The sequence below is a fragment of the Micromonospora lutea genome, from assembly GCF_016863535.1.
Taxonomy (GTDB): Bacteria; Actinomycetota; Actinomycetes; order Mycobacteriales; family Micromonosporaceae; genus Micromonospora; species Micromonospora lutea.
Genome location: NZ_BOPB01000011.1, coordinates 259,730 through 282,338 on the forward strand (window position 1 = coordinate 259,730; position 22,609 = coordinate 282,338).

The 22,609-nt window shown below is 69.3% G+C and carries 19 protein-coding genes, 1 tRNA gene and 1 other RNA gene; 7 read left to right on the plus strand and 14 right to left on the minus strand.

The annotated features are described in order from the left end of the window. Positions 1 to 6: 6 nt before the first annotated feature. From Vlu01_RS12660 to ffs, 9 genes are all read right to left on the minus strand, one after another. A complete protein-coding gene (locus tag Vlu01_RS12660; protein ID WP_203998094.1) occupies positions 7 to 975 on the minus strand; it encodes an ABC transporter permease in 969 nt (322 codons plus the stop codon). Further along, positions 972 to 1,976: an ABC transporter permease gene (locus tag Vlu01_RS12665; RefSeq protein WP_203998097.1), complete on the minus strand. Its 1,005-nt coding sequence runs from the start codon at positions 1,974 to 1,976 to the stop codon at positions 972 to 974. The genes Vlu01_RS12660 and Vlu01_RS12665 overlap by 4 nt, the downstream gene beginning before the upstream one ends. Positions 1,977 to 2,053: 77 nt before the next feature. Beyond that, complete coding sequence (locus Vlu01_RS12670) at positions 2,054 to 3,715, minus strand: ABC transporter substrate-binding protein (RefSeq protein ID WP_203998100.1); 1,662 nt, start codon at positions 3,713 to 3,715, stop codon at positions 2,054 to 2,056. Positions 3,716 to 3,975: 260 nt separating this feature from the next. Further along, entirely contained in the window at positions 3,976 to 4,413 is a 438-nt protein-coding gene (locus tag Vlu01_RS12675; RefSeq protein WP_203998103.1) for a hypothetical protein, read from the minus strand. Positions 4,414 to 4,480: 67 nt separating this feature from the next. After that, a complete protein-coding gene (locus Vlu01_RS12680) occupies positions 4,481 to 8,491 on the minus strand; it encodes a golvesin C-terminal-like domain-containing protein (RefSeq protein WP_203998106.1) in 4,011 nt (1,336 codons plus the stop codon). A gap of 104 nt (positions 8,492 to 8,595) precedes the next feature. Beyond that, the gene (gene recR / locus Vlu01_RS12685) at positions 8,596 to 9,189 is read right to left on the minus strand and encodes a recombination mediator RecR (RefSeq protein ID WP_203998109.1); all 594 of its coding nucleotides are present in this window, start codon (positions 9,187 to 9,189) and stop codon (positions 8,596 to 8,598) included. A gap of 8 nt (positions 9,190 to 9,197) precedes the next feature. Next, positions 9,198 to 9,506: a YbaB/EbfC family nucleoid-associated protein gene (locus tag Vlu01_RS12690; RefSeq protein ID WP_239095868.1), complete on the minus strand. Its 309-nt coding sequence runs from the start codon at positions 9,504 to 9,506 to the stop codon at positions 9,198 to 9,200. 129 nt (positions 9,507 to 9,635) lie between these two features. Then, complete coding sequence (locus tag Vlu01_RS12695; RefSeq protein WP_203998116.1) at positions 9,636 to 12,524, minus strand: DNA polymerase III subunit gamma and tau; 2,889 nt, start codon at positions 12,522 to 12,524, stop codon at positions 9,636 to 9,638. A 193-nt stretch (positions 12,525 to 12,717) separates the two neighbouring features. Continuing rightward, an RNA gene (gene ffs, locus Vlu01_RS12700) (signal recognition particle sRNA small type) lies at positions 12,718 to 12,807 on the minus strand. An 81-nt stretch (positions 12,808 to 12,888) separates the two neighbouring features. Between ffs and Vlu01_RS12705 the strand changes: the two genes are divergently transcribed. The 3 genes from Vlu01_RS12705 to Vlu01_RS12715 all read left to right on the plus strand — a co-directional run bounded on the left by Vlu01_RS12705 (position 12,889) and on the right by Vlu01_RS12715 (position 14,638). After that, positions 12,889 to 12,973: transfer RNA gene (locus tag Vlu01_RS12705), tRNA-Ser, on the plus strand. Positions 12,974 to 13,214: 241 nt separating this feature from the next. After that, a complete protein-coding gene (locus Vlu01_RS12710; RefSeq protein WP_203998120.1) occupies positions 13,215 to 13,580 on the plus strand; it encodes a PadR family transcriptional regulator in 366 nt (121 codons plus the stop codon). After that, a complete protein-coding gene (locus Vlu01_RS12715; protein WP_203998123.1) occupies positions 13,577 to 14,638 on the plus strand; it encodes a hypothetical protein in 1,062 nt (353 codons plus the stop codon). The genes Vlu01_RS12710 and Vlu01_RS12715 overlap by 4 nt, the downstream gene beginning before the upstream one ends. A gap of 154 nt (positions 14,639 to 14,792) precedes the next feature. On the opposite strand, the gene Vlu01_RS12720 is transcribed toward Vlu01_RS12715, so the two are convergent. Further along, positions 14,793 to 15,035 (minus strand): flavin reductase, encoded by a 243-nt coding sequence (locus Vlu01_RS12720; RefSeq protein WP_203998126.1) that lies wholly within the window; start codon positions 15,033 to 15,035, stop codon positions 14,793 to 14,795. Next, on the minus strand, positions 15,032 to 15,262 hold the full coding sequence (locus Vlu01_RS12725) for a hypothetical protein (protein ID WP_203998129.1): 231 nt from the start codon (positions 15,260 to 15,262) through the stop codon (positions 15,032 to 15,034). Before Vlu01_RS12725 ends, Vlu01_RS12720 begins: the two co-directional genes overlap by 4 nt. Before the next feature lie 438 nt (positions 15,263 to 15,700). On the opposite strand from Vlu01_RS12725, the gene Vlu01_RS12730 reads away from it, so the two are divergent. The 4 genes from Vlu01_RS12730 to Vlu01_RS12745 are packed head-to-tail and all read left to right on the plus strand — an operon-like array spanning position 15,701 to position 17,837. Next, the gene (locus tag Vlu01_RS12730) at positions 15,701 to 16,468 is read left to right on the plus strand and encodes a helix-turn-helix domain-containing protein (protein WP_203998132.1); all 768 of its coding nucleotides are present in this window, start codon (positions 15,701 to 15,703) and stop codon (positions 16,466 to 16,468) included. Next, positions 16,459 to 16,665, plus strand: coding sequence for a DUF397 domain-containing protein (locus Vlu01_RS12735; protein ID WP_203998135.1), 207 nt, complete (start codon positions 16,459 to 16,461; stop codon positions 16,663 to 16,665). Before Vlu01_RS12730 ends, Vlu01_RS12735 begins: the two co-directional genes overlap by 10 nt. 43 nt (positions 16,666 to 16,708) lie before the next feature. Continuing rightward, on the plus strand, positions 16,709 to 17,266 hold the full coding sequence (locus Vlu01_RS12740) for a hypothetical protein (RefSeq protein ID WP_203998137.1): 558 nt from the start codon (positions 16,709 to 16,711) through the stop codon (positions 17,264 to 17,266). Positions 17,267 to 17,306: 40 nt separating this feature from the next. Beyond that, the gene (locus Vlu01_RS12745) at positions 17,307 to 17,837 is read left to right on the plus strand and encodes a hypothetical protein (protein ID WP_203998140.1); all 531 of its coding nucleotides are present in this window, start codon (positions 17,307 to 17,309) and stop codon (positions 17,835 to 17,837) included. A gap of 6 nt (positions 17,838 to 17,843) precedes the next feature. Here Vlu01_RS12745 and Vlu01_RS12750 read toward each other — a convergent pair whose 3' ends face one another. From Vlu01_RS12750 to Vlu01_RS12760, 3 genes are all read right to left on the minus strand, one after another. Next, positions 17,844 to 19,073: a cytochrome P450 gene (locus tag Vlu01_RS12750; RefSeq protein ID WP_203998143.1), complete on the minus strand. Its 1,230-nt coding sequence runs from the start codon at positions 19,071 to 19,073 to the stop codon at positions 17,844 to 17,846. A 71-nt stretch (positions 19,074 to 19,144) separates the two neighbouring features. Continuing rightward, positions 19,145 to 20,773 (minus strand): hypothetical protein, encoded by a 1,629-nt coding sequence (locus Vlu01_RS12755; protein WP_239095861.1) that lies wholly within the window; start codon positions 20,771 to 20,773, stop codon positions 19,145 to 19,147. 77 nt (positions 20,774 to 20,850) lie between these two features. Next, positions 20,851 to 22,503 (minus strand): FG-GAP-like repeat-containing protein, encoded by a 1,653-nt coding sequence (locus Vlu01_RS12760; RefSeq protein ID WP_203998149.1) that lies wholly within the window; start codon positions 22,501 to 22,503, stop codon positions 20,851 to 20,853. Positions 22,504 to 22,609: the final 106 nt, after the last annotated feature.

Genomic DNA, 22,609 nt, shown 5'->3' on the forward strand with positions numbered 1-22,609 from the left:
GCGCACCTACTTCCGCAGCTTCGGGTCGAGGGCCTCACGCATCGCCTCACCGAGCAGGGTGAAGCCCAGCGCGGTGATGATGATCGCGACTGCCGGGTAGATCGCCAGCGCGGGTCGGATACCGAGCCACGGCTGCGCGTCGGCCAGCATCACGCCCCACTCGGGGGTGGCCGAGTCGGGGTTGCCGAGACCGAGGTACGACAGCGCGGCAGCCTCGATGATCGCGGTGGCCAGCGTCAGCGTGGCCTGCACGATGACCGGGGCGAGCGAGTTCGGCAGCACGTGGGACAGCGCGATCTTCGACTTGCGTACGCCCAACGAGGTGGCCGCCAACACGTAGTCGCTGTTGGACTGCGCGATCATCGAGCCCCGCAGCAGCCGGGCGAAGACCGGCACCGAGACCATACCGACCGCGATCATCACGGTGATCAGGCTCGGGCCGAGCAGCGCGGCGATGCTCACCGCGAGCAGCAGGCTGGGCATCGCCAGCAGCATGTCGATGAAGCGCATCAGGGTGGTGTCCACCCAGCGGCCCCACCGACCGCCGAGGCCGGCGGCGGCACCGGCGACGCCACCGATCAACGCACCGATGGCCAGACCGATCATGGTGGCGACGACGCCGACCAGCAGGGTCTGCCGGGCACCGACGATCATCCGGCTGAAGACGTCCCGGCCCTGGTGGTCGTAGCCGAGCCAGTGCTCGGCCGAGGGGCCGGGGATCAGGCCCTGGCCCACCTTGACCACGCCCTCGCGGATGCCCATGGTGTCCTTCGGGCCGTACGGCACGAAGAACGGGCCGACCAGCGCGACCAGGACGAAGACGATCAGGATGATCGCGCCGACGATGGCCGCGGGGTTGCGCCGCAGCCGGCGGAAGGCGTCCTGCCAGAGGCTGACTCCGCGTTCCTCGTCGCGGGCGGCGAGTTCGGCGAGCCGGTCGATCTTCTCGCGCTTCTTGCCACTGATGATCGTCATCGGACCCTCACCCTCGGGTCGATCAGGCTGTAGGAGAGGTCCACGATCAGATTCACCAGCACGTAGACGATTGCGATGATCATGATGAAGCCCATCAGGACCGGATAGTCCCGATGATCGATCGCCTCGGCGAGGAAGGCGCCGATCCCGCTGAACGCGAAGACCGTCTCGGTGAGGACCGCGCCGGAGAGCAGGCCGCCGGTGAGCAGACCGATCGAGGTCGCCACCGGCAGCATCGCGTTGCGCAGCACGTGCCGGCGGCGGACCACGTTCTCGGTCAGGCCCTTGGCCTCGGCGGTCCGCACGAAGTCCTCGTTGAGCACCTCCAGCACGCTGGCCCGGGTGATCCGGACGATGATCGCCAACGGGATGCTGGCCAACGCGAGGCCGGGCAGGATGAGGTGCCAGAGCGCGTCGGCGGCGGCGTCCCACTCCCGGGTCATCAGCCCGTCGAGCACGAAGAAGTTGGTGATCCGGGTGGCGCCGAGGGTGGGGTCCTGCCGGCCGCTGGACGGGAACCAGCCCAGGTTCTCCGAGAAGATCGCCTTGAGGATGTACGCCAGGAAGAAGACCGGGATGCAGATGCCGATCAACGACCCGCCGACCGAGGCGTGGTCGAGGAACCGGCCGCGCCGACGGGCGGCCAGGTAACCCAGCGGGATGCCGATGCCGATCGCGATCACCATCGCGGTGATCGTCAGCTCGACAGTGCCGGGGAAGCGCTGGATGAACTCGGTGGTCACCTCGCGCTTGGTCGAGATCGAGGTGCCCAGGTCGAGCCGGATCATCCGCCGGACGAACCGGCCGTACTGGATCAGGATCGGCTCGTCGAGGCCGAGGTTCTGGCGGATCGCGGCCCGCATCTCGGGCGTACCCCGTTCGCCGAGGATCGCGGTCTCGGGGCCGCCGGGCAGCCGACGGAGCCAGATGAACAACAGGATGGAGAGCCCGAACAGCGTGGGTATCAGCTGGAGCAGGCGTCTGACGATGAACCGGATCACGGCGGCCTCGAAGGTGTGCAGGGGATCGCGGGCGGGCGCTGTGGGTCACAGCGCCCGCCCGCGGTCAGTGCGTCAGATCAGGACTTGAACTCAGCGGAGGAGAACCGCTCGTCGGTGAGCGGGCTCGCCTTGACCCCGGTCACGTCCTTGCCGAACACGATGGCCGGCGGCGAGTGCGAGATCGGCACACCGGGCAGGAAGTTCATGATGTCGGCGTTCAGCTCCTTGTAGAGCGCCACCCGGGCCGCCTGGTCCGCGGTGGAGTCCGCCGTCTTGAACTTCTCGAACAGGGCGGGGTTGTTGAAGCCCCACTCGTCCTTCTGCCGGTCGAAGAACGTACCGATGAAGTTGTAGCCGTCGCCGTAGTCGCCGGTCCAGCCGAGGAAGTGCAGGTCGTGCTTGTTACCGGAGGTGGTGGCGTTGAGGTAGTCCGGGCTCCACTTCAGCGGAATCGGCTCGATCGTGATGCCGGCCGCCTGAAGGTCCGCCGAGAGCAGCTCGAAGAGGTCCTTCGGGTTCGGCATGTAGGGCCGGGTGACCTCGGTCGGGTAGTGGAACCGCAGCTTCAGGTCCGACGCGCCGGCCTCGGCCAGCAACGACTTCGCCTTCTCCACGTCGTACTCGTACTTGGTGACGTCGCCGTTCCAACCCTCGACCGTGTCGGGGAAGAAGTTCACCGCGACCTGCGCGCCCGGGGGCAGCTTCGAGTCGACCAGGGCCTGACGGTTGATGGCGTGGGCGAGTGCCTGCCGCACCTTCAGGTCGGCCAGCTTCGGGTTCCCCTTCTGGTTGATGGCCAGGTAGAGGATGTTGAAGGCCGGGCGGGTCAGGACGTTGAAGCCCTCGCTCTTGAGCGGCTCGACGTCGGCCGGACCAACCAGGTCGTAGCCCTGGATGCCGCCGGACCGCAGCTCCTGCTTACGCGCGTTCTCGTCCGAGATGGTCTTGAAGATCAGGCTCTTCAGCTTGGCCTTGTCGCCCCAGTAGTCCTCGTTCCGCTCCAGGGTCAGCGTCTTGTTCGCGATGTCCCAGGCCTTGAACTTGAACGGACCGGTACCGGTCGGGTGCTCGGTCGCGTACGCGGGGTACTTGATGTCGTCCGCGCTACCGCTCACGTTGCTGGCGTCGTGCTCCTGGAGCGCCTTCGGGCTGTGCATGGAGAACGACGGCAGCATCAGCGCGGCCGGGATCTTGCTGGAGACCCGGCTGAAGGTCAGCGCCACCGTGGTGGGGTCGGTGACGGAGCAGGACTTGAAGAGGCTCTCACCGAGGGTGTCGCTCTCGTTGGCGGCGAAGCCACCCATGACGTCCTGCCAGTAGGCGGTCACGTCCGGGCTCTGCATGAGGCCCTTGGCGTTGTACCAACGGTCGAAGTTGACGCAGACGGCCTCGGCGTTGAAGTCGGTGCCGTCGTGGAACTTCACGCCGGACCGCAGCTTGAACGTCCACGTGGTGCCCGCGGCGTCCGGCTCCCAGGACTCGGCGAGGCCGGGGCTGACCTTGGTGCCACCCTCCTCGGGGCGGACCAACGTCTCGAACACCTGGCGGGCCACGCGCAGCGACTCACCGTCGCTGGCGAAGCTGGGGTCGAGCACCTTCGGGTCTCCGGCGACGCCGAAGACAAGGGTGTCCTTGCTACTACCGCTGGAACCTTCGCGGTCGCTCTCGGCACAGCCTGCTACCGCGAGGGCCGCGGCCGCCACGGCCGCGATAGCGACCTTCGGCCTGGATGCACGCATGGTGCTTCACCTCGTCCTTGGGGGTACGGACAACGTGGTGACAGGGTCACCGATGGCCGTGACCTTAGCTCCCGTTCGGACCACCCGGAAACGGCGCGGGAAGCTCTTGGTACCGGATCGTGTCCTTAGTGCCTGGCCCAGGTGAAACGGGCCAGCAGACCCACGGACAAAAACCCCAAGAGCTCCATGCAATCGATATCATTCTGTTACATCAATTGGACGACCCTTAACCCCGGTGTCATACCGTCGGCCAGCACCTCTCACGGTGTGGGTGGCGTCGGGCAGGAGGGCAGACGCACCAGATCAAAGCCGGCGTCAGGTGTGCCCAGCGCCCGGAAGTCGAGTCGGTGGCACAGCTGCAACGTCGCCTGCGGCCACCGGCCATACCCCTCCGAAGCCTCGATCACCAGCGACAGCTCCGGCTCACGGCGGGTCTGCCACAACTGGACGTCGTGGTCGGCGGCCAAGGTCCGTAGCCGATCGTCCGGCACCGGATCGCCGACGGCCAGCACCGCCTCGGCGTAGCGGGTGGCCCGGCGGTCCAACTCCGCTTCGGCAAGCGCCGCGCCGTCCCCCTGCGCCTCTCGGAACTCCCGCAACTCTGCCGCGATGAACCAGCCGGCGACGAGCACTCCGACGACGAGCAGACCGGCCAGCACCGAAGGGGTCCAGGACCGCTTGTTTCGCTCCTGCCGCATCCGGACTCCTCGTGTCGCGTGCCAACGGTGGGGCCGGCCCTTGCACAGACCGGCCCCACCTGCGCACTCAGTTGTAGCCGACAGCGGCTAGCCGGGCAGTGACCGCGTTGGCGTACGTCACATTGCCGGTGTCCTTCGGATGGAACGAGGCTCGGCTGATGCAGACGTTCAGGCCGGCCGTGATCCATCCGACGCACGTGGCGTAGGTGTCGCCTTCGATCATTCGGAAGTCACCCCTGCCCGCCGGACCGGCCACCACCGAGTTGATGTCGTCGGGCACCAAGATGTCGTGGGTAGTGTCGTACTTGCGGCAGGTGCCGTGATCCAGCATCCCCTCCACCATGTCGGTGAACTGGACCCGACGACCCGCAGCACGGGCCTGGTCCACCATTTGCCGCTGGCCGTCGCGCATGTGCAGGGCGAGCCGGTTGACCATGCTCATCTCGCCACGGCTGTACCGGCCGAAGACACACTGGTCCTGGTGGTAGTCGGCGAACAACCGGGGATAGCCGACCAGCATGATCGTCGCATTCGGCGCTCTGGTCGCTACCGCATCGATGAGCTGCCGCACCTGGCTCTGCGAGCTGTCAATCCGCTGACGGACAGTCGTCTCGTAGCTGGCAGTGTCGCAGGTTTCGATCGCGCAATGGCTCATCGTGCCGGAGAAGTTGGCATCGTTGCCGCCAGCCGAGAGCAGCACCAGGGTGGTGTTGTTATCAAGCGCTCCCGACTCGATCTGCGACATCTCCCGGAACTGCCCCTCGGCCTGCCCGTGGTAGTAACCGATCGAGGGTGACGAAGCCTGCCAGTGGCTCGGCGTCGCCGTACCACGCATCTTCGCGGCCGTGGCACCCGAACAGCTGACGAACTGGAAGTCGAGACTTGGGTCGTGCGCCGCCACCCGATCCCTTATCGAGCTGGACGATCCGGGCAGCCGGGTCAGCATCTGCCACGACCTGTTGGTACGCCGGCACGCGTTCCAGGATTCGCTGCCGTAGTTGTTGTCCGTCTCGCCGTAGTAGCCGCCAGCACCCTCACCCGAGCCGTAGGAGTCACCCATCGCCACCACGAAGTGCCGGGGCTTGGCGGCCAGCGGTACGAATGCCACGGCATCCCAGGCAACGTCCTCCACGCCCTTGCCGTCCTCGGTGATGTTCGTCAACTCGACGTACTGCGCCGCCTGGTTGGAGAACTGATATGTGCCCAACTTCACCCACCGGTGCTGCTCGGTCCGGGTCGGGATGTAGCGGGTCTTTACCCCCTGCCCCGTGTTGATTGTGTACTTCGCCTGTTGGGTGTGTGCCCCGTGATCCGGTAGGTGCACCATCACGGTGGCCCAGCCGTTCAGCCGGTTCGTTGGCGTCCAACGCCCCGTGACCTTGTGCGGGGAGTTCTCGGACGCCTGGCTGTGCGCGAACCAGAAGTGGCCGCCGAAACCACCACCGATCTGGTGGGTGTCCACCTTGCCGGGGTAGATGGTCGTCCCGTTCGGTCCCGATCGCCCCTGGTAGGTGAAGGAGAACTTGCCGACCCGGGTGTGGTTGCGGGCGCAGCCCTGCGGACCGAGTGCACTGGCACTGTCGATGTCGTCGATGACCAGTGCGTTGTCCGGCAGGCCGTTCCGGCCGCATTGCGAGTCGTAGATGGCGGTCGCGTACGGGCGTGGCTCGACGGTTGTGTACCGCCTGGTCTCCAGGCCACAGTTGATGGCGCAGTCCGTCCAGGTCACCGGTCCGTTCCACCAGCACTTGAGGTCGTCCCGGGTGCACGGACCCGCTGGCTCACCCGGATGGCCACCCGGCACCTGGGAGGTGGCCGGGTCGCAGGCGTTACGCGCGGGCACGCAGAAGGTGAACCGGGTCGGCTGTGCCACGAACTTGTTGCGCTCCAGTGCTGTGGAGTACGTCGGGGAGTAGTTGCCGGTCGAGTAGTTGTAGCGACGCAGCGAGGTGTAGGCGAAGCCCATCACCCGCTCCGGGTACGACCAGTGGTTGGGGTGCTTGGCGTTGTCGTACCCGATGTCGTCGTCGATCGGCGGGTTGGCGGTCGGCACGTCGAGCGGCGCGGTGAGAAACATCTGCCGATCCGGCGGAAAGTTCGGGTTGCTCGGATTGTTCGCCCAGCCCACGCCCCAGGGCTGCGACCCGTCCTGCGGATAGAAGCCGGTGTTGTACGCCCAGATGGCGAACCACCAGTTTTCGATGTACTGCGGGTCGCCGTTGTTGGCGATCAGGCCGGCGTTGCGGGTGGTGTTCCACTTGTCCTGAAGGATGCGCAACCCGGCGGCGGCGTTCGTGGCGTAGTCCAGGGCCACGGCCCGCTGCTTGGTGTAGTCCCACTGAACACCGGTGATCCACTGGTCGGTGTCGGACCGCTTCATCCCGGTGGTCACCTGACCGACGCCGTAGCCACAGTCGGTGTGTGCCCAGTTGATCTTCGTGACGTCGGGATTCATCAGGTCCAGTCCGTAGAAACCAAGACTGGTCAAGGGGTTACCGGCGAGCCCGTCCACGGCGTGCCAGCTGGCCTGGAGCAGATTCGACTCCTGCGCCAGAATGCCGAGAAAGACCTGAGCCGGCACGAAGCCGCCACCTGACAGGGGCAGGGAGGGAAACATTCCCTGCGGCGCGTACGCCGGCAGCCCGTTGTTGGACCAGTTGGCCGGCCGCTGGAACGTCAGTTGACCGCGAACAGCGAGGTTGGCGGCCCACTCCATCTGCTCCCGGCTGGGCTGGTAGACCTGGATGGTCTCGTCGTTGCGTGGCACGGCGCAGGACCGGTCCGGATCCCAGGGCACCGTCGCGGGATCGGGATCGGCCGCCGAGGTCCGGGCGGTCGTGCCTCCATCGGAACTGCCATCGGAACTGCCATCGGAGCCGCCGTCCGCAGCCGTTCGCTCCCGGCCCTGCCGGTGCAGCATCGGTGCCACGGTGAACGCCACATCCGACCCGTCGGCGAGCTGCGCCGAGATCGCCACCCGGTCCGGCCGGCCGTCACCAGCCCCGCCACCCTGCCCGGCCGCCTCGGTGCCCGTACGAACCCGCGTGACCACCAGGTCGCCACTACGCGACACGTCGCTGTCCGGCAACGCGTCGACAGAACGCCACCGGGTAGGCAGCGACCGGCCAGCGAGCCGGGCACCGCTGCGACCACCCACCACAAACACCTGACCGTCCGCGCCAGGCCGCAGCTTGACCGTGCCGAGCGGCGCCGAGGCCACCGTCGTCAGCTCACCTCCGGCGTAGCGGACCAGGTCGGTGGTGTCGACCCGAGCTACCTGGAATGCGACGTCGTCGGCTCCGTCGGGCAACAGCCGGAAGGGAGTTCCGGCAGTACGGGCACGGGTGGTGAGCCGGCCCTGCCGGTCGATGCTCACGAGTTCGTCGCCCTTGGCGGCGACGATCGTCCGCCCCACCGGAATGGCGGAGGTGACCTGGCCGGGCGTGATCACCTGACGGGCGCCGCCGATCCGACGGGTGTCCAGCGTGGTCAGCACTGTCCGCGCGGTCGTGCCCGCCTGCGGAGTGGCCGGCAGCTCCAGTCGGGTCAGCACCACACTTTCCCCGCTGCCGCAGCCTGGATTGTGGTAGGCGAGCGAGTAGCGTTCGGGCAACTTGCTGACCCAGCCGGTCTCCAGGTTCACCACGGCCGCGAACGCCCCCGCGTTGGAGAGCGTCTCCCGGTTGGTGAACTGCCTGGGCGCGTAGACCGCCACCGCCGTTCGGCCCGAACCGGTGAGGCAGGCCTGGCCCACCCACTGATCCGTCGCCACGCCGGGCTCCGCCAATGTCGTCACGGTCCGCCACTGGTATGCCGTATCGGCGTCCGCAACCAGAATGTGCAATCCGGTCTCGTCAGCCGAGGTCGTCATCACGCGGTCGGCCGACTGCCGCCAGGACTTCCCGAGCCGGCGGTCTGGATCCAGCACCCGGTCCGGTGCGAGTGGTGCCGCCTGCGGTGGCCGAGGTGGCTCGGGATCAGAATCCGGGGTGGCCGGCGCGGCTGACGCCGCGCTGCTGGACGGTGCCAGCGGAAGGAGCACCGCCAACGCCAATAACGAGATGAGGGGACGACGCACGGCGACCTCCGTGAATCCAGACATGGGCATCCAGATTCACGGACGTCGTCATCGGCGCGTCACTATCGGCCCACCGGCGACCGACATCGGCGGTGGCGGATCCGTCAGACGGCTCGGCGGCCTTCGAAGGCGCGGCCCAGGGTGATCTCGTCGGCGTACTCCAGATCGCCGCCGACCGGCAGTCCACTGGCCAGCCGGGTCACCGCGATCCCCATCGGCTTGACCATCAGCGCGAGATAGGTCGCGGTGGCCTCGCCCTCGGTGTTCGGGTCGGTGGCCAGGATCAGCTCACGGATCACACCGCCACCGAGGCGGGTCATCAGCTCGCGGATGCGCAGATTGTCCGGACCGATGCCCTCCAGCGGATTGATCGCACCGCCGAGCACGTGGTAGCGACCCCGGAACTCACCGGTCCGCTCGATCGCCACCACGTCCTTCGGCTCCTCGACCACGCAGATCACCTCATCGGTGCGGCGCGGGTCGCGGCAGATCCGACACTGGTCCGACTCGGCGACGTTGTAACAGCTCGTGCAGAACCGCACCAGATCCTTGACCTTGCGCAGCGCGCTCGCCAGCCGGTTCACGTCGGCCGGGTCAGCGGAGAGCACGTGGAAGGCGATCCGCTGGGCGCTCTTGGGGCCCACCCCCGGCAGCCGCCCCAGCTCGTCGATCAGATCCTGAATGGCGCCCTCGTACATCTGCGGGCTCAGAACCCGGGCAGGCCGAGGCCGCCCATCCCGCCCGCGACCGGGCCCATCTTCTGCTCGGTCAACTCGCGGGCCGCCTCGGTGGCGTTGTGCAGCGCGGCGACGACCAGATCCTCCAGGGTCTCCACGTCGTCCGGGTCGACGGCCTTCGGGTCGATCTTGATGCTCTTGATGTCGCCGGAACCGGAGACGACAGCGGTGACCAATCCACCGCCGGCAGTGCCGGACACCTCGGCCTCGGCCAACTCGGCCTGCGCCTGGGCGATCTGCTGCTGCATCTTCTGCGCCTGCTTCAGCATCTGCTGCATGTTCGGCTGTCCACCAGGCCGCACGATGACTCCCTCAACTCGCCTACCCTGCCGCCGCTCACCCTAACGTCCCCCACCGACCTACCCCGCGCGCCGCACCCCTTACCCGTCGCCGGGCGGGCGCGAGAGTCAGTCGCTGAGTTTTTCGACGCTGCCGAAGGTCTCACGGAGCAGGCGTACCGCCTGTTCCTCACTCGACTCGCGGGCAGTCTTCTCGTCGATGATCTCGTCGAGTGGTTCGTCACCCGGGTCGAAGCCTTCGTAGGTGGCAGCAACGGCCGGTGGGGCACCGCCGGGACGCCCCGCGCCGCCGCGCAGTGGGCCGTCGAAATCCGGGTCGTACGGCGGCTCGCCGGCAAACTCCACGTCCGCGGTCTGCCGAGCGCCCTTGCCGGTACGCGCGCCCCGCCCTGCCGCCGCCGCCCGAGCTGCCGCGATCGCACTACTCACCGGGGCACCACCGGGGCCGCCGTTTCCATCGCGTCCAGCCGCCTGGCGCGGCGCGGCACTCGAGCCATGGCCGCCCGGCCCGCCGGCTGTCCGCGTTCCACCGGACCCGCCATTCGTCCCGGTCCGGTCCGCGCCGGAGGGCGTCCGCGTGCCACCCGGCCCGACGCTCTCCCCGCTTCCGGGCGAGCCAGCGGTCGTCCGCGCTCCGCCCGCCCCGTTTCCGCCAGGCCCGACGCTCGCCTCCGCCCGGCCCGACGCGGTGAACGCCCCCGGACCGGCGGCCGGTGAACCGTTACCCGGAGTCGCGTCACGGGCAGTCGGGTCCGCCGAGGTGGGCGACGCAGCCCGAGGGGCACCCGACGGGCCCGCTGCCGCATCGGCGGACGCGCCGCCAGGACGGGCCGCTTCCGGCCAGTCCTCGTCGGAGCTGCCGCCGGCAGCGGACGGATCACTGCCACCTGGTCGCGCCGGTTCCGGCCAGTCGTCGCCGTCCTCGGCGGCGGCGGCCGGGTCAACGGACCGATGAGCGCTGGCGGAACGACCTCGATCGGTTCGTCCCGGGGACACCTCCGGGCTGGTGCCCGCCGGAGCGGAAGCAGAGCCGGGAGCGGAGGAGCCGCGGGGCGGACCGAGCGACGCTCCGCCCCGCTCGCCGGCCACCTCGCACCGGATCTGCCAGCGTCCGCCCAACTCCTCGTAGAGCGCGTCGGTGAGCACCTGCGCGTGGTCGGACATCATCCGGGCCAGCACCGCCGACTTCACGGTCAGCACGAGAGTGTCCCCGTCGAGGTCCCGGACGACCGCGTCCCGCATCAGCGCGGCGATCCGCTTGTTGCTCCGGTTGACCTTGCCGACCACCTCCGGCCAGACCCGGCGCACCGCCACGGCGTCCAGCACGCCGGGGCTCACCGCACCGGGGCGGGGCGGCTCCGGGGTCGCCGGGTCGGGCATGACGGCCGACGGTGGCACGGGACGCCGGGGCGTGGCACCGCCGTGGGTCGCCACGTCCCGGGTGTCACCCGCGCGCTCCGGACGGCCTCCATCGGATGCACCGGCCGGGGCGGTCCCGTTCGTGCCGGCGCGGTGACCCGCGTCGGCTCCACCCGCTGCGGTACCACCGGTCGAGGTCGCACCGCCACGACCGGCGGCCTGGATCGCGCCGTCGGGACCGGCCGACCCGTCGCCATGACGTGAATGCCCGGGGCCACGATCGGCCGACGGGGACGCGCTGCCGCGACCGGTCGGCGGGCCTGCGCTCGACGACGTGGCGGTAGCCGGCGCGGCAGCGCCGGTCCCGGCCCGGTTCGCGGCGGCAGCCGCGGGCGCGGCGGGAGGCTGGGTGCGTACGGCCGGGGGGTTGGTGGCGGGCGCGGAGCCGGCGGTGGCCGACGGCGCGTCGGTGCCGGCGAGGGTGAGCCGCCGCTCCATGCGTTCGAGACGCTGGAGCAGACCACCGGTGGAGTCGTCCACGCCCGGTAGCAGCATCCGGGCGCAGATCAGCTCAAGCAGCAGCCGGGGCGCGGTGGTGCCGCGCATCTCCACCAGACCGTCGTGCACGATGTCGGCGCAGCGGGACAGGGCGCCCGGCCCGAGCTGCTGGGCCTGGGCGGCCATCCGTTCGATCTGATCGTCCGGCCCGTCGATGAGCCCCTTGGCCACCGCGTCCGGGACCTGCTGGAGCACGATCAGATCGCGGAGACGTTCCAGCAGATCGGAGGCGAAGCGCCGGGGGTCGTGCCCGGCCTCGGCGACCCGGTCGACGGTGGCGTACGCGGCAGCACCGTCCCCGGCGGCGAGGGCGTCGCACATCTCGTCGATCAGCGCCGCGTCGGTCACCCCGAGCAACGCGGCGGCCCGGGCGTAAGTCACCCCGTCGGGGCCGGCACCGGCGATGAGCTGGTCGAGTACGGAGAGACTGTCCCGGGCACTGCCGCCACCGGCCCGCACCACCAGCGGGAAGACCGCCGGCTCGACCTGCACCCGCTCGGCCTCGCAGAGCTGCTCAAGATAGGGCCGGAGCACCTTCGGCGGGATCAGCCGGAACGGGTAGTGGTGGGTCCGCGACTTGATCGTGCCGAGGACCTTCTCCGGCTCGGTGGTGGCAAAGATGAACTTGACGTACTCCGGGGGCTCCTCGACCAGCTTGAGCAGGGCGTTGAAGCCGGCCGACGAGACCATGTGCGCCTCGTCGATGACATAGATCTTGAAGCGGCTGTTGGCCGGCGCGAAGAACGCCTTCTCGCGCAGCTCACGGGCGTCGTCCACGCCTCCGTGACTGGCCGCGTCGATCTCGATGACGTCGATCGAGCCGGCCCCGTCGCCGGCCAGCGAGCGACAGGAGTCACAGGTGCCGCAGGGCTCCGGAGTGGGCCCGTGCTCGCAGTTGAGCGAGCGGGCCAGGATGCGGGCACTTGAGGTCTTGCCGCAGCCGCGTGGACCGGAGAAAAGGTACGCGTGGTTCAGCCGCCCGCTACGCAGCGCCTGCGACAGCGGCTCGGTGACGTGCTCCTGCCCGATGACCTCGGCGAAGGTACGCGGCCGGTACTTGCGGTAGAGCGCCAGTGCCACGGCGTCCCGCCTCCTCTCGACCGAGCCATTCTGCGCCGCCTGCGCCCGCCCCACCACCCACCCCGCTGACGGCGGTGCAAGGAAGGGCACCTTATTAACGCCTCCGGTAGAGGAAGGGCCCCTTATTAACATGCCTGAGCCGGCAGCACCCGGGCACGGCGAGTGAGGTGGGAGGCACCGGAGGCGGAGACAGAAAGGCCTCCCGTGCACCCGGCAGAGCTCGCTTATCCTTGCTGCCTTCCGGCCCTGGGGAGGTTCACGAGATACCGCCGCACGGGAGGTACGCCCAGCCTACCCGACCGATCGTGGATCTTCAGGGGGTGGTGGGGTGGGATGCTCGGCACAGACCTGTATCCTGGCTCGCGGAGGATTCGCCTAGAGGCCTAGGGCGCACGCTTGGAAAGCGTGTTGGGTTAACACCCTCACGAGTTCGAATCTCGTATCCTCCGCTCACCTGAGCACCACGAAGGGTCGGCCCCGACGGGCCGACCCTTCGTCGTCTCCACACCCCCGAACCGAACTCACCCCAGCAGACACCTGCCAATCGATCATGAAGTTGTTGTCATGCCACGCCGGCGTCGATGACAACAAGTTCATGATCGACGCAGTGGGCGGTGGGCGGGTGGATGGCGGGAGACCCTCGGGGGGTGATCGGTTGACGGTATATATCGGTGGTCGTACTATCGGCTCATGCAGGAACCCACCTTTCTGATCCTCACCGCGCTGGCTGCGCAGCCGTTGCATGGCTACGGGGTCATTCGAGCGGTCGACGAGCTGTCGGCGGGCGAGGTCAGGCTGCGGCCGGGCACCCTCTACGGCGCGCTGGACCGGTTGGCCGAGCAGGGCCTGGTCACCGTCGACCGGGAAGAGGCGGTCGAGGGCCGGTTGCGCCGCTACTACCGGCTCAGCGACGCCGGGGCCGCCGCGCTACAGGCACAGGTCGAGCGACTGCGCCGACACGCCGCTGCGGCCGAGGTCCAGTTGGGCAAGCGTCTCGGAAACGCGCTGAGCTTCGGCCCGACAAGCGCCCCGATCTCCCGCGTGGTGACCGGATGACCGCCGCTTGGCCGAGCGCCGACGACCGGCTGGTACGCGGCTACCGCAGGCTGTTGCTCGCCTACCCCCGCCGACACCGAAGGCGGCACGGCACCGAATTGGTGACCACGCTGCTGGAGATGGCCGAACCGGGTCAGCGTCGCCCCCGAGCCGGCGAGGCTCTGCACCTGATCGTCAATGGCGTACGGCTGCGGTTCCGGCTGCCCGCCGGCCGGCCGTTCATGGCGCTTGCCGCGCTGCTCACCGCGTTGACCATGGGTGGCTTCGGTGCCGCCGCCGGCTCGTGGCTCGGCGCGCAGACCTTCGCGGACCTGCCCGACGACGCCACCATGAACCGACTCTTGCAGCAGGCCGGCGGTTTGCCGGGCGACGTAGCGCCGCGTCGCGGTGCGTCGCCCTGGCAAGCCGAAAGCGTGGTGTCGACCGCTCACGGCGGCGGCAGCTGGGATGCCGAGCAGGTCCGGCAGCGGTTCGCCGCCGACGGCTGGTCCGTCTCCGGGTTGACGCCGGTCTCCGGCCTCAGCGTCATCGGCCATGCAGACGGGACCGCGACCGAGACCAGGCTGAGTGGTGCGGAGTTCACCGCCGGGTCGGACGGCCTACTCGTCAGCGTTCGGGGATGGGACCACGGCCACCATACGGTCTGGGCCACGCCGACGCGTACCGCCGTGTTCCTGCCCCTGGTCGTCGTCGGCACGGCCGTCGGGCTGGTCGTCGGCTGGTTGGTCGCGGCGGCCGTCGCGTACCGGATCACGGCGACATCTTCCGGACGGCGCGAGACCGCCGCGGGGTTGTGGGGGCTCGCGGTGCTGGCGCTGGTTCTGCCGGCGGTCGCGCTCTACGGCAACGTCATGCGGGTGTTCCGCGTCGGCAGCGCCACGGATTCTCCCGTGTACACCGTGCACAGCGCCTTCAACCCGGGCAGGTACTACCCCTTCGGCCCGTCCTGGCTGGTCCTCGGGCTGACCATCGTCGGCTTCGCGCTCGCCGTCGCCACCGCGCTCGCCGCCCGCCCGGGCGAGCAACCACCACCGCAGCAGGCCGCCGTAGCCGGCTGAGCTGAGCTGAGCTGCACGCAACGACACGGAGACGGGGGCCGCCGGCAACGCCGAGCGGCCCCCGATCGCACCCATGGCACCGTCGCGGGCATTCCCGCCCGCCACTGGCGCGCGGAGTCCTGTTCAGCCCTTCGGCGGTACGCGGACAGCCTCCTCATCCCCGCCCACGCGCCCAGGACACGAAGCGGTCGAACAGCCCGACCACCGACGTCACGTCACCGAGTTGCGCGGCGGCCTCGGCGTACAGTTCCGCGAGGTGAACCAGCAGAGCGACCCGATCCTGCCGGTACTCCCCGAGCAGCCGTAGCTTCGCCCTGCCACAGGGCCACGCGGCACCACATGCCCGGCATCGCCACGTCGGGCGCGACGGCACGTGTTCCGGGCGAGGTCGACTCATCGGCGGGCCGCCACGGCCGGGTCGCTCCGGATCAGACCGGCGGGCATCAGGAACAGCTCGCGGCGGTCGAGCGCGTCACCTCGGGCGTCGAGCTGGTAGCACTCGATCCAGGTCCACCCGTCGTAGGTGGTCCGGTCGGTGCGGTGGCGGATGACCCGGACGGTGATCGGGCGGACGAACTGCGGGGAGGCCGCCCGGGTCAACAGGAAGACTTCCCCGGGCTTCATCGAGCCACCGCAGACGCACGGCTCGGGCCTGCGGCACGGATGCGGCCCGACGCGATCCCGCCCGGCAGCATCCGGCCGGAGAACGGGCCGCCCGAGGGCGGGGCCGGCTCGATGCTGATGCGGCCTTGCGCTCGCGGTGTGGTGCGGCACTGTGTCACCCCGATCCGTCCGGCGGTCGAGCTGTGGCGCGGTTAGGAAGGGGCCCTTGTACAACGCGAGGCGTTAACAAGGTGCCCTTCCTTCGCTCTCGTGGTGGATGGGGGCCGCCGTGGTTGCTCGCCCGACGGCGGCCCCCGGACGTCACGACCGCCGGGTCAAAGGGGGATGACCTCCGCCGGCCGCGCCGTCGCTACCTCCAACTTTCCGTAGGTAACGGGACAACTACATGGCGTGTGGGTATGGTCGGCGGATATTCGAGACGTCCGATGGGAGACGGCCATGAACGATGCGCTGCGGGTGGCGCTGCGGGACACCGGGCACACGATCGAGTCGCTCGCGGAACGCGTCGGCGTCGACCCGAAGACGGTCAGCCGGTGGTTGCTCGAAGATCGGATTCCGCACGCCCGACACCGGCTCACGGCGGCAGACACGCTCCAGAAAAACGTCTCGGACATTTGGCCGGACATTTCGAGACGTCGCGCGCTGGTCTGGTTCCGTCCGTGGCAGGAGATCGAACGCGAGGCGACCACGCTGCGCTGGTTCGAACCAAACGTCCTACCCGGCCTGCTCCAGACCGAGGCGTACGCCCGTGCGGTGCTCACCGGCGGCGGCCTGATCCCCCGCAGCGAGGTGTCGCGGCTGGTCGACCACCGGATGTCCCGCCAGTTGATCCTGCACCGCGAGGAGCCACCACTGCTCACCGCCGTGCTGGACGAGGCGGTGCTGCGTCGCCCGGTCGGCGGCCCGGCCGTCATGCGCGAGCAACTGCTCGCGCTCGCCGAGGCGTGCGCCGAGCCGCACATCCGGATCCATGTGGTGCCGTCCACAGTGGGCGAATACGCTGGGTTGAACGGCCCGTTCATCATCGCCACCGCGCCGGATCACCGCATCGCCGGCTACCTGGACAACCAGTTGCAGGGGCAGGTGGTCAGCGAACAGGCCGAGATCGCGGCGATACTGGCCGCGTGGGAGAACGTGCGCGGCGAGACGCTGTCGCACTGGCAGTCGGTCGACCTGATCAGGGAGGTGGCGCAGTCATGGCAGTGAACGACATCCCGGTGCTGTCCGGCGCCCGGTGGCGCAAGAGCAGCCGCAGCAGCGGCAACGGTGGCGCCTGCGTCGAGGTCGCCGGGAACCTGCCCGACGTGGTGGGCGTACGCGATTCGAAGGACCCGACCGGGCCGGCGCTGATCTTCACTCCGGCCGCCTGGCGCGCCTTCGTCACCGAGATCAACAAGACCTGACCTCCGTCGTACACATGTTCTATCCACAGGCTGTGGACGCCGGGTGAGTTACCAGCTCAGCGCGATCGTCGCGGACGCCGAGCTGCTGCGCGAGGAGACGCGTGAGCTGGACCATGCCGTCCTCGGCAAGCTGCGGCAGGACTTCGCGTTGCTGCCCGTCACGCCGCAGCTCGTGCAGGAGCTGACCGGCACGCCGCCCGACTACACCACGGAACCGCCCGCGCCGGAACACCCGTTCACGCTGATCCTCTCCCCCGCGCTGACCGACATCCTGGCCCGCTGGTCGCTGCGCGGCCCGGTGGCGTACGTCGAGGCGGAGTTCGCCGGTGGGACCGGGCACCAGGCGGCGGCGGTCTGGCTGAACGGCGACCTCTCCTGGGGGCCGCGCTTCGACGCGACGTTCGACGGGCCGCGCCCCGGATGGCCGATCAACGCGGCCCTGGTGGAGCTGGGCGCGGAGCCGGGTCGGTGGATCGACCCCTTCGCTGAGCTGGGATTACACGTCGAGCGGAGCACCGAAGGGTGGCTCGCGCACGGGCGACGAGGGCTCAGCGTCGACTACTGGGACGAATTGGCCGACGAATGGGAGTCCCGGCAATAACCTCAGCGCCCCCGTCACGTTGGGGACCGGGGGGATTCTGATGAAATTGCGACAATTCGGCTTCATCGCCGCACTGCTTCTGGCTGCCTCGGCATCGGGTAGCGGAGTCATGCCACCGGACACCACCGCCGTCCGCGAGCCCGTCGCCTCGGTCAGCATCGTCGATCTCGACGGGGTGGCCGATGTGGACTTCGGGGACTCGGAGAGCGAGCTGGCCCGGCGTGGCATCCTGCGTACCGACGTCGACGCCTGCGGGCCGACGCTGGCCGGACACGACGAGATCAGCCCGATCTTCATCGATGACCGGCTGGTGCTGCTCTGGGCCGGCGACCCGGTCCGCACCCCCGAGGGGATCACCGCCGGCTCACCCATCGCCGAGGTCCGGGCCAACCATCCGGCGGTACGCGAGCTGCACGCTCCACACGGGACGCACCGCTTCGACGGCCTGCTCGCCCGCGACGGCGACCGCGCGTATCTGTTCTTACACGACGGCCACGCGGTCCAAAAGATCATCGTCGGTTACGCCGCCTGGGCACACCGCCTCTTCGTCGACGGCCACGCCCCCTGTTGACCCGCGTCACCAACTGACCGGCAGCTCCGCCGGGCCCAGGATGGCGTGCCCCTGCTTCCACCGCACCTCGTCGGGGGCCACGGCCAGTCGCAACGTCGGCAACTCCCGCAGCAGGAGCGCCAACGCGACGCGGACCTCCAGGGCGCCCAGGTGCGCGCCGACGCAGTAGTGCGGGCCGTACCCGAAGGAGAGGTGGGGGTTCGGGTTCCGCCCGAAGTCCATCCGCTCCGGGTCGGGAAAAACCCGAGGATCCCGATTCGCGGCGTCGTGCGACGGGATCACGATGTCACCCTCGGCCAGCCGCGCACCGCTGGGCAGGGTCACGTCCGCCATCACCCGCCGGGGCATCTCGTCGCCGTTGGAGGTCGAGTGCAGCCGCTCCAACTCGGTGACCGCCCCGTCGACCGCCTCCGGATGCGCCAGCAGGTAGTCCCACGCGTGGTCATGCCCGGCGTACGGGCGGGTGCGCAGCAGGTAGACGAAGGTGGAGATGGAACTGGCCGTGGTCTCCCAACCGCCGACGAGCAGCGACAGGGGAAGTTTGACCTGCACGTCCACCGGCTGGTCCGCCGCCGCCGTGGCGATCCGGGTCATCAGGTCGTCGCGTGGACAGCCCCGTCGCCCGTCCAACTGCTGCCACAGGTAGCCGCCCATCTCCTCGGCGGAGCGGGCGGCCTCGGCTCGGGTGAGGTCGGCGGTGCCCATGAACATGTCGCCCCAGCGGCGGAACTGCGCCCGGTCCGGCTCCGGTAGGCCGAGCAGGTCTGAGATCACGTTCAGCGCGAACGGCACCGCGAAGTCGCCGACCAGATCCGCCCGACGGTCCTTGGCGACCAACACCGCGAGCTGCGCCTCGGCGGCGGCGCGCACTGTGTCGCGCAGCTCGGACACGGCAGGCTTGGTGAAGCTGTCCTTCACCGTCCCCCGGACCGCGGCATGCTCCGCCCCGTCCATGCCGAGCATCGTCCCGGACACGTCGACCTGGTCGGCGTGGGCGGCTGCGGAGCGGGAGAAGAGGTCCTGCCGCCGGAGCACCATCCGGACGTCGTCGTACCGGCAGATCAACAGCGCCGGCAGCCACTCCCCGCCAACCTGCCGGATCACCGGCAGGACGCCGGAGTCCGAGGCAGCGAGCTGCGCGTAGTAGGGGTGCTTGTCCGGGCCGGGTGTCCGGTCGATGCCATCAGCGTCGACGTTCAACGGGTGCCGTACGGGATCTTCATCGACCGCCACCATGGAATTACCATGGCACGACTTCCCAGTGAAGGCAATCAATCACTGAGAGTATTCCGGGATCATGGGGAGGTTCAGAGACCTCCGGTCTGGGGGGTGGCGAGCCGGCGGCCGTACCACTTGGGCCAGACGAAGTCGGTACGCATGCTCAGGCCGCTCCACGAGGTGGACTGCGGCACGAGCCCGCCGGAGCCGCCGTGGAACAGGGCAACCGATCCGGAGCCGAACCCGGCGGAGTCGCCAGACACCTCTTCGCCGGGCGAGGTCACCACCGCGTCCAGCGGACCGGCACCGTTGAGATTGAGGATCGCCACCGCACCACCGAACCGGTCGCCCCGCTCCGCTCCGCCCGGCACGATCGCGTGGTCCTGGTCGAAGCCCTGAGCGCCGGTGCCGGTCAGCCCGGAGGCAGAACCCTTCAACAGCGCGACGGTGCCCGCCTCAGCCTTCGTGCCGATCGCCTCGCCGGGCGCACCCACCAGCACGTCCGCGCGTCCGTCGCCGGTCACGTCGCCGACCGCGAGCGTCGCACCGAACAGGTCACCGGCCTCCGGCGACCCCGGCACCCCGGCCGTACGCTGCGAGAAGAGCTTCACCGCGCCGCTGGACAGCCCGGTCGAGTTTCCGGGGAAGACGGCGACCATGCCCTCGTTGCCCTTCGGGCTCTGCGCGTACGGCGCTCCGGCGATCACCTCACCCGACCCGTCGCCGTTGACATCACCGATGGCGAGCGCCATGCCCAGGTCCCACACGTAGCTGTCGCTGCGACCGGTCGCCTTGCGGAGCGCCGCCCCGGTGACCGAGGTGGCACCGCTGAGCTTCACCCCGCTCGCCGAACCCCACATCAGGGTGAGCATTCCGCTGCCCGTCGGCGAGCTGCTCTTGTTCTCCTGCGGCGCCCCGATGACCAGGTCGGCGTACTTGTTGCTGTTGACCTTCCCGATCGCGAGGGTCCACCCGAAGTGGTCACCGCGTTCAGCCGAGCCGGGCACCGCCGCCTGGTCCTGGTGCAACTGCTGCGCACCGGTCCCGCTCAGGCCCCCGACGCCGCCGTACAGCACGGTGACCGCGCCCGCCTCCCTGATGCTGCCGATCGCTTCGCCGTACGCCCCGATCGCGAGGTCGTCCCGACCGTCGCCGTTGAGGTCACCGGCGGCCAACGCCGAGCCGAACCCGTCTTCCTTCTCCGAGTCACCCGGTACACCTGGAGAACTCTGGCTGAAGTGTTTCGCGGAGCCGATCGCCAGCCCGGTGGCGCTGCCCGGGACCACCCACACGCCGCCGGCATGCACCTTCGCGGTCGGGTCGTACTCGCTCGCGTCCCCGATCGCCAGATCGTCGTATCCGTCGGCGTTGAAGTCCCCGGCGGCGAGGATCTCGCCGAAGGTGACCGCACCGCCAGCCGGCGAGATGAAGCTCGTGTAGTAGTCCACGTACGGTGCCGATGAGTACCGCACCACCACCAACCCGCCCGGCGACTCAGGCATCGTGTGTGCGAACGGGTCGGCGGAGGCGGCGATGTCGTCGACGCCGTCCCCGTCGAAGTCGGACCGCGTCTGCCCGGTCCCCTTGACCGGGGTGGTCGCCTTCGCAACCCGATGCACCTGGAGGGTGATGCCCTCCCGGGTGACGGTCCGCACCTCGTCCGCCGCCCCGGCGGGCGCTCCCACCACCAGACTGGCCGCCACCGCCAGCACCGACACTCCGGCAACTCTCCGCCGCACTGTGGCCCCCGCTTTCATGGCCGCTTCAGCGGCCTGTGCAAAAGAACTCGATGAACTCAGTACCACGGGCCGCTGCTGTGCGGACCGGCGATTTTCTGGCCGTAGTGCAGCACTTCGAGCCGGTTGGTGTTCAGGGAACGACCGCTCCAGGAACCGGTCTGCGCGACGATCCCGCCTGAGGAGCCGTGGAACCGGGACAAGGTCGCGGAGGCGTAACCGGGGACGTCGCCGGCGACCTCCTCCCCGGTCGATGCCACGAGGGCGTCGAACGGACCACTGCCGTTGAGGTTCAGCAGCGCCACCGAACCGCCGAACCGGTCGCCGCGCTCGGCGCCGCCCGGCACCACCGAATGGTTCTGGTCGAACCCCTGAGCACCACTGCCGGTCAGTCCGGACGAGGAACCCTTGAGCAGGGTGATCATGCCAGCCTCGGCCTTCGTACCGATCGCCTCGGTATGGGCACCGACCAGCACGTCCGCCCGGCCGTCGCCGGTCACGTCACCGGCCGCCAACGTCGCGCCGAACCGGTCACCGTCCTCGGGCGAACCCGGCACCCCGGTCGTACGCTGGGTGATGATCTTCACCGCACCACCGGAGAGGCCGCCGGTACGTCCGGTGAAGACTGCGATCAGGCCACCGTCGAGGTGCGGGGTCTGGGCGTTCGGTGCCCCGGCAATGACCTCGCCCAGCCCGTCCCCGTTCACGTCACCGATCGTCAGCGACGTGCCGAGATACCAGGCGATGGTGTCCTCGCGTCCGGTCGCCTTGTACACCCCCGCGCCGGTGACCGAGGTGGCTCCACTGAGCTTCACCCCGCTCGCCGAACCCCACATCAGGGTCACCATGCCGCTGCCGTTGGCACCGCTGCCGTCGTTCTCGTGCGGCGCGCCGATGACCAGGTCGGCGTACTTGTTGTTGTTGACCTTGCCGATGGCGAGGGACATGCCGAAGTGGTCGCGGCGCTCCGCCGAACCGGGCACCGCAGCCTGGTTCTGGTGCAACTGCTGAGCCCCGGTGCCGGTCAGGCCGCCGCTTGCGCCGTAGAGGACGGTGACCGCACCGGCCTCCTTGATGGTGCCGATCGCCTCCTTGAAGGCACCGATCGCGAGGTCGTCGCGCCCGTCACCGTTGATGTCACCGGCCGCCAGCGACGCGCCGAAGGCGTCGTAGTTCTCCGAGTCGCCCGGGATACCCGGGGAACTCTGGTTGAAGTGCCTGGTCGAATCGACCACCAGACCGGTGCGGCTACCCGGGATGATCCAGACACCGCCGCCCCGGGCCTTGTTCCGGGTGTCGATCTCGTCGGCATCACCGATCGCCAGGTCGTCGTAGCCGTCACCGTTGAAGTCGCCGGCCACCAGCGCGATGCCGAAGCTGGATCCGGTGTCCGTCGTCATGGCTCCCATGAAGTAGTCGACCTGAGGCGTGGACGAGTAACGCACCACGACCACCCCGGTCGGGTAGTACGGCAGGCTGTGGTTGAGGAAGTCGGCCGAGGCGGCGATGTCGTCGACCCCGTCTCCGTCGAAGTCGGAGCGCGTAACCCCGGTCCCCTTCACCGGAGCGACCGCCTTCGTCACCCGGTGGTACTGCATGACCAAACCGTCGCGAGTGATGGTCCAGAACTCCTCCGCGGCCTGTGCTGGAGCACCTATCGCCAGTCCGGCCAGCACCGTCAGAACAGTCAACCCGGCAAGCTTCCGCCGCATCGAAATCCTCGCATCCCCGTAGTCGCTCACACATCCTAGGGACACGTAGATCAATAACCATGTCCGGTCGGTCAGAGATGGCAACCTCTACGGGCGGAGTTGATGG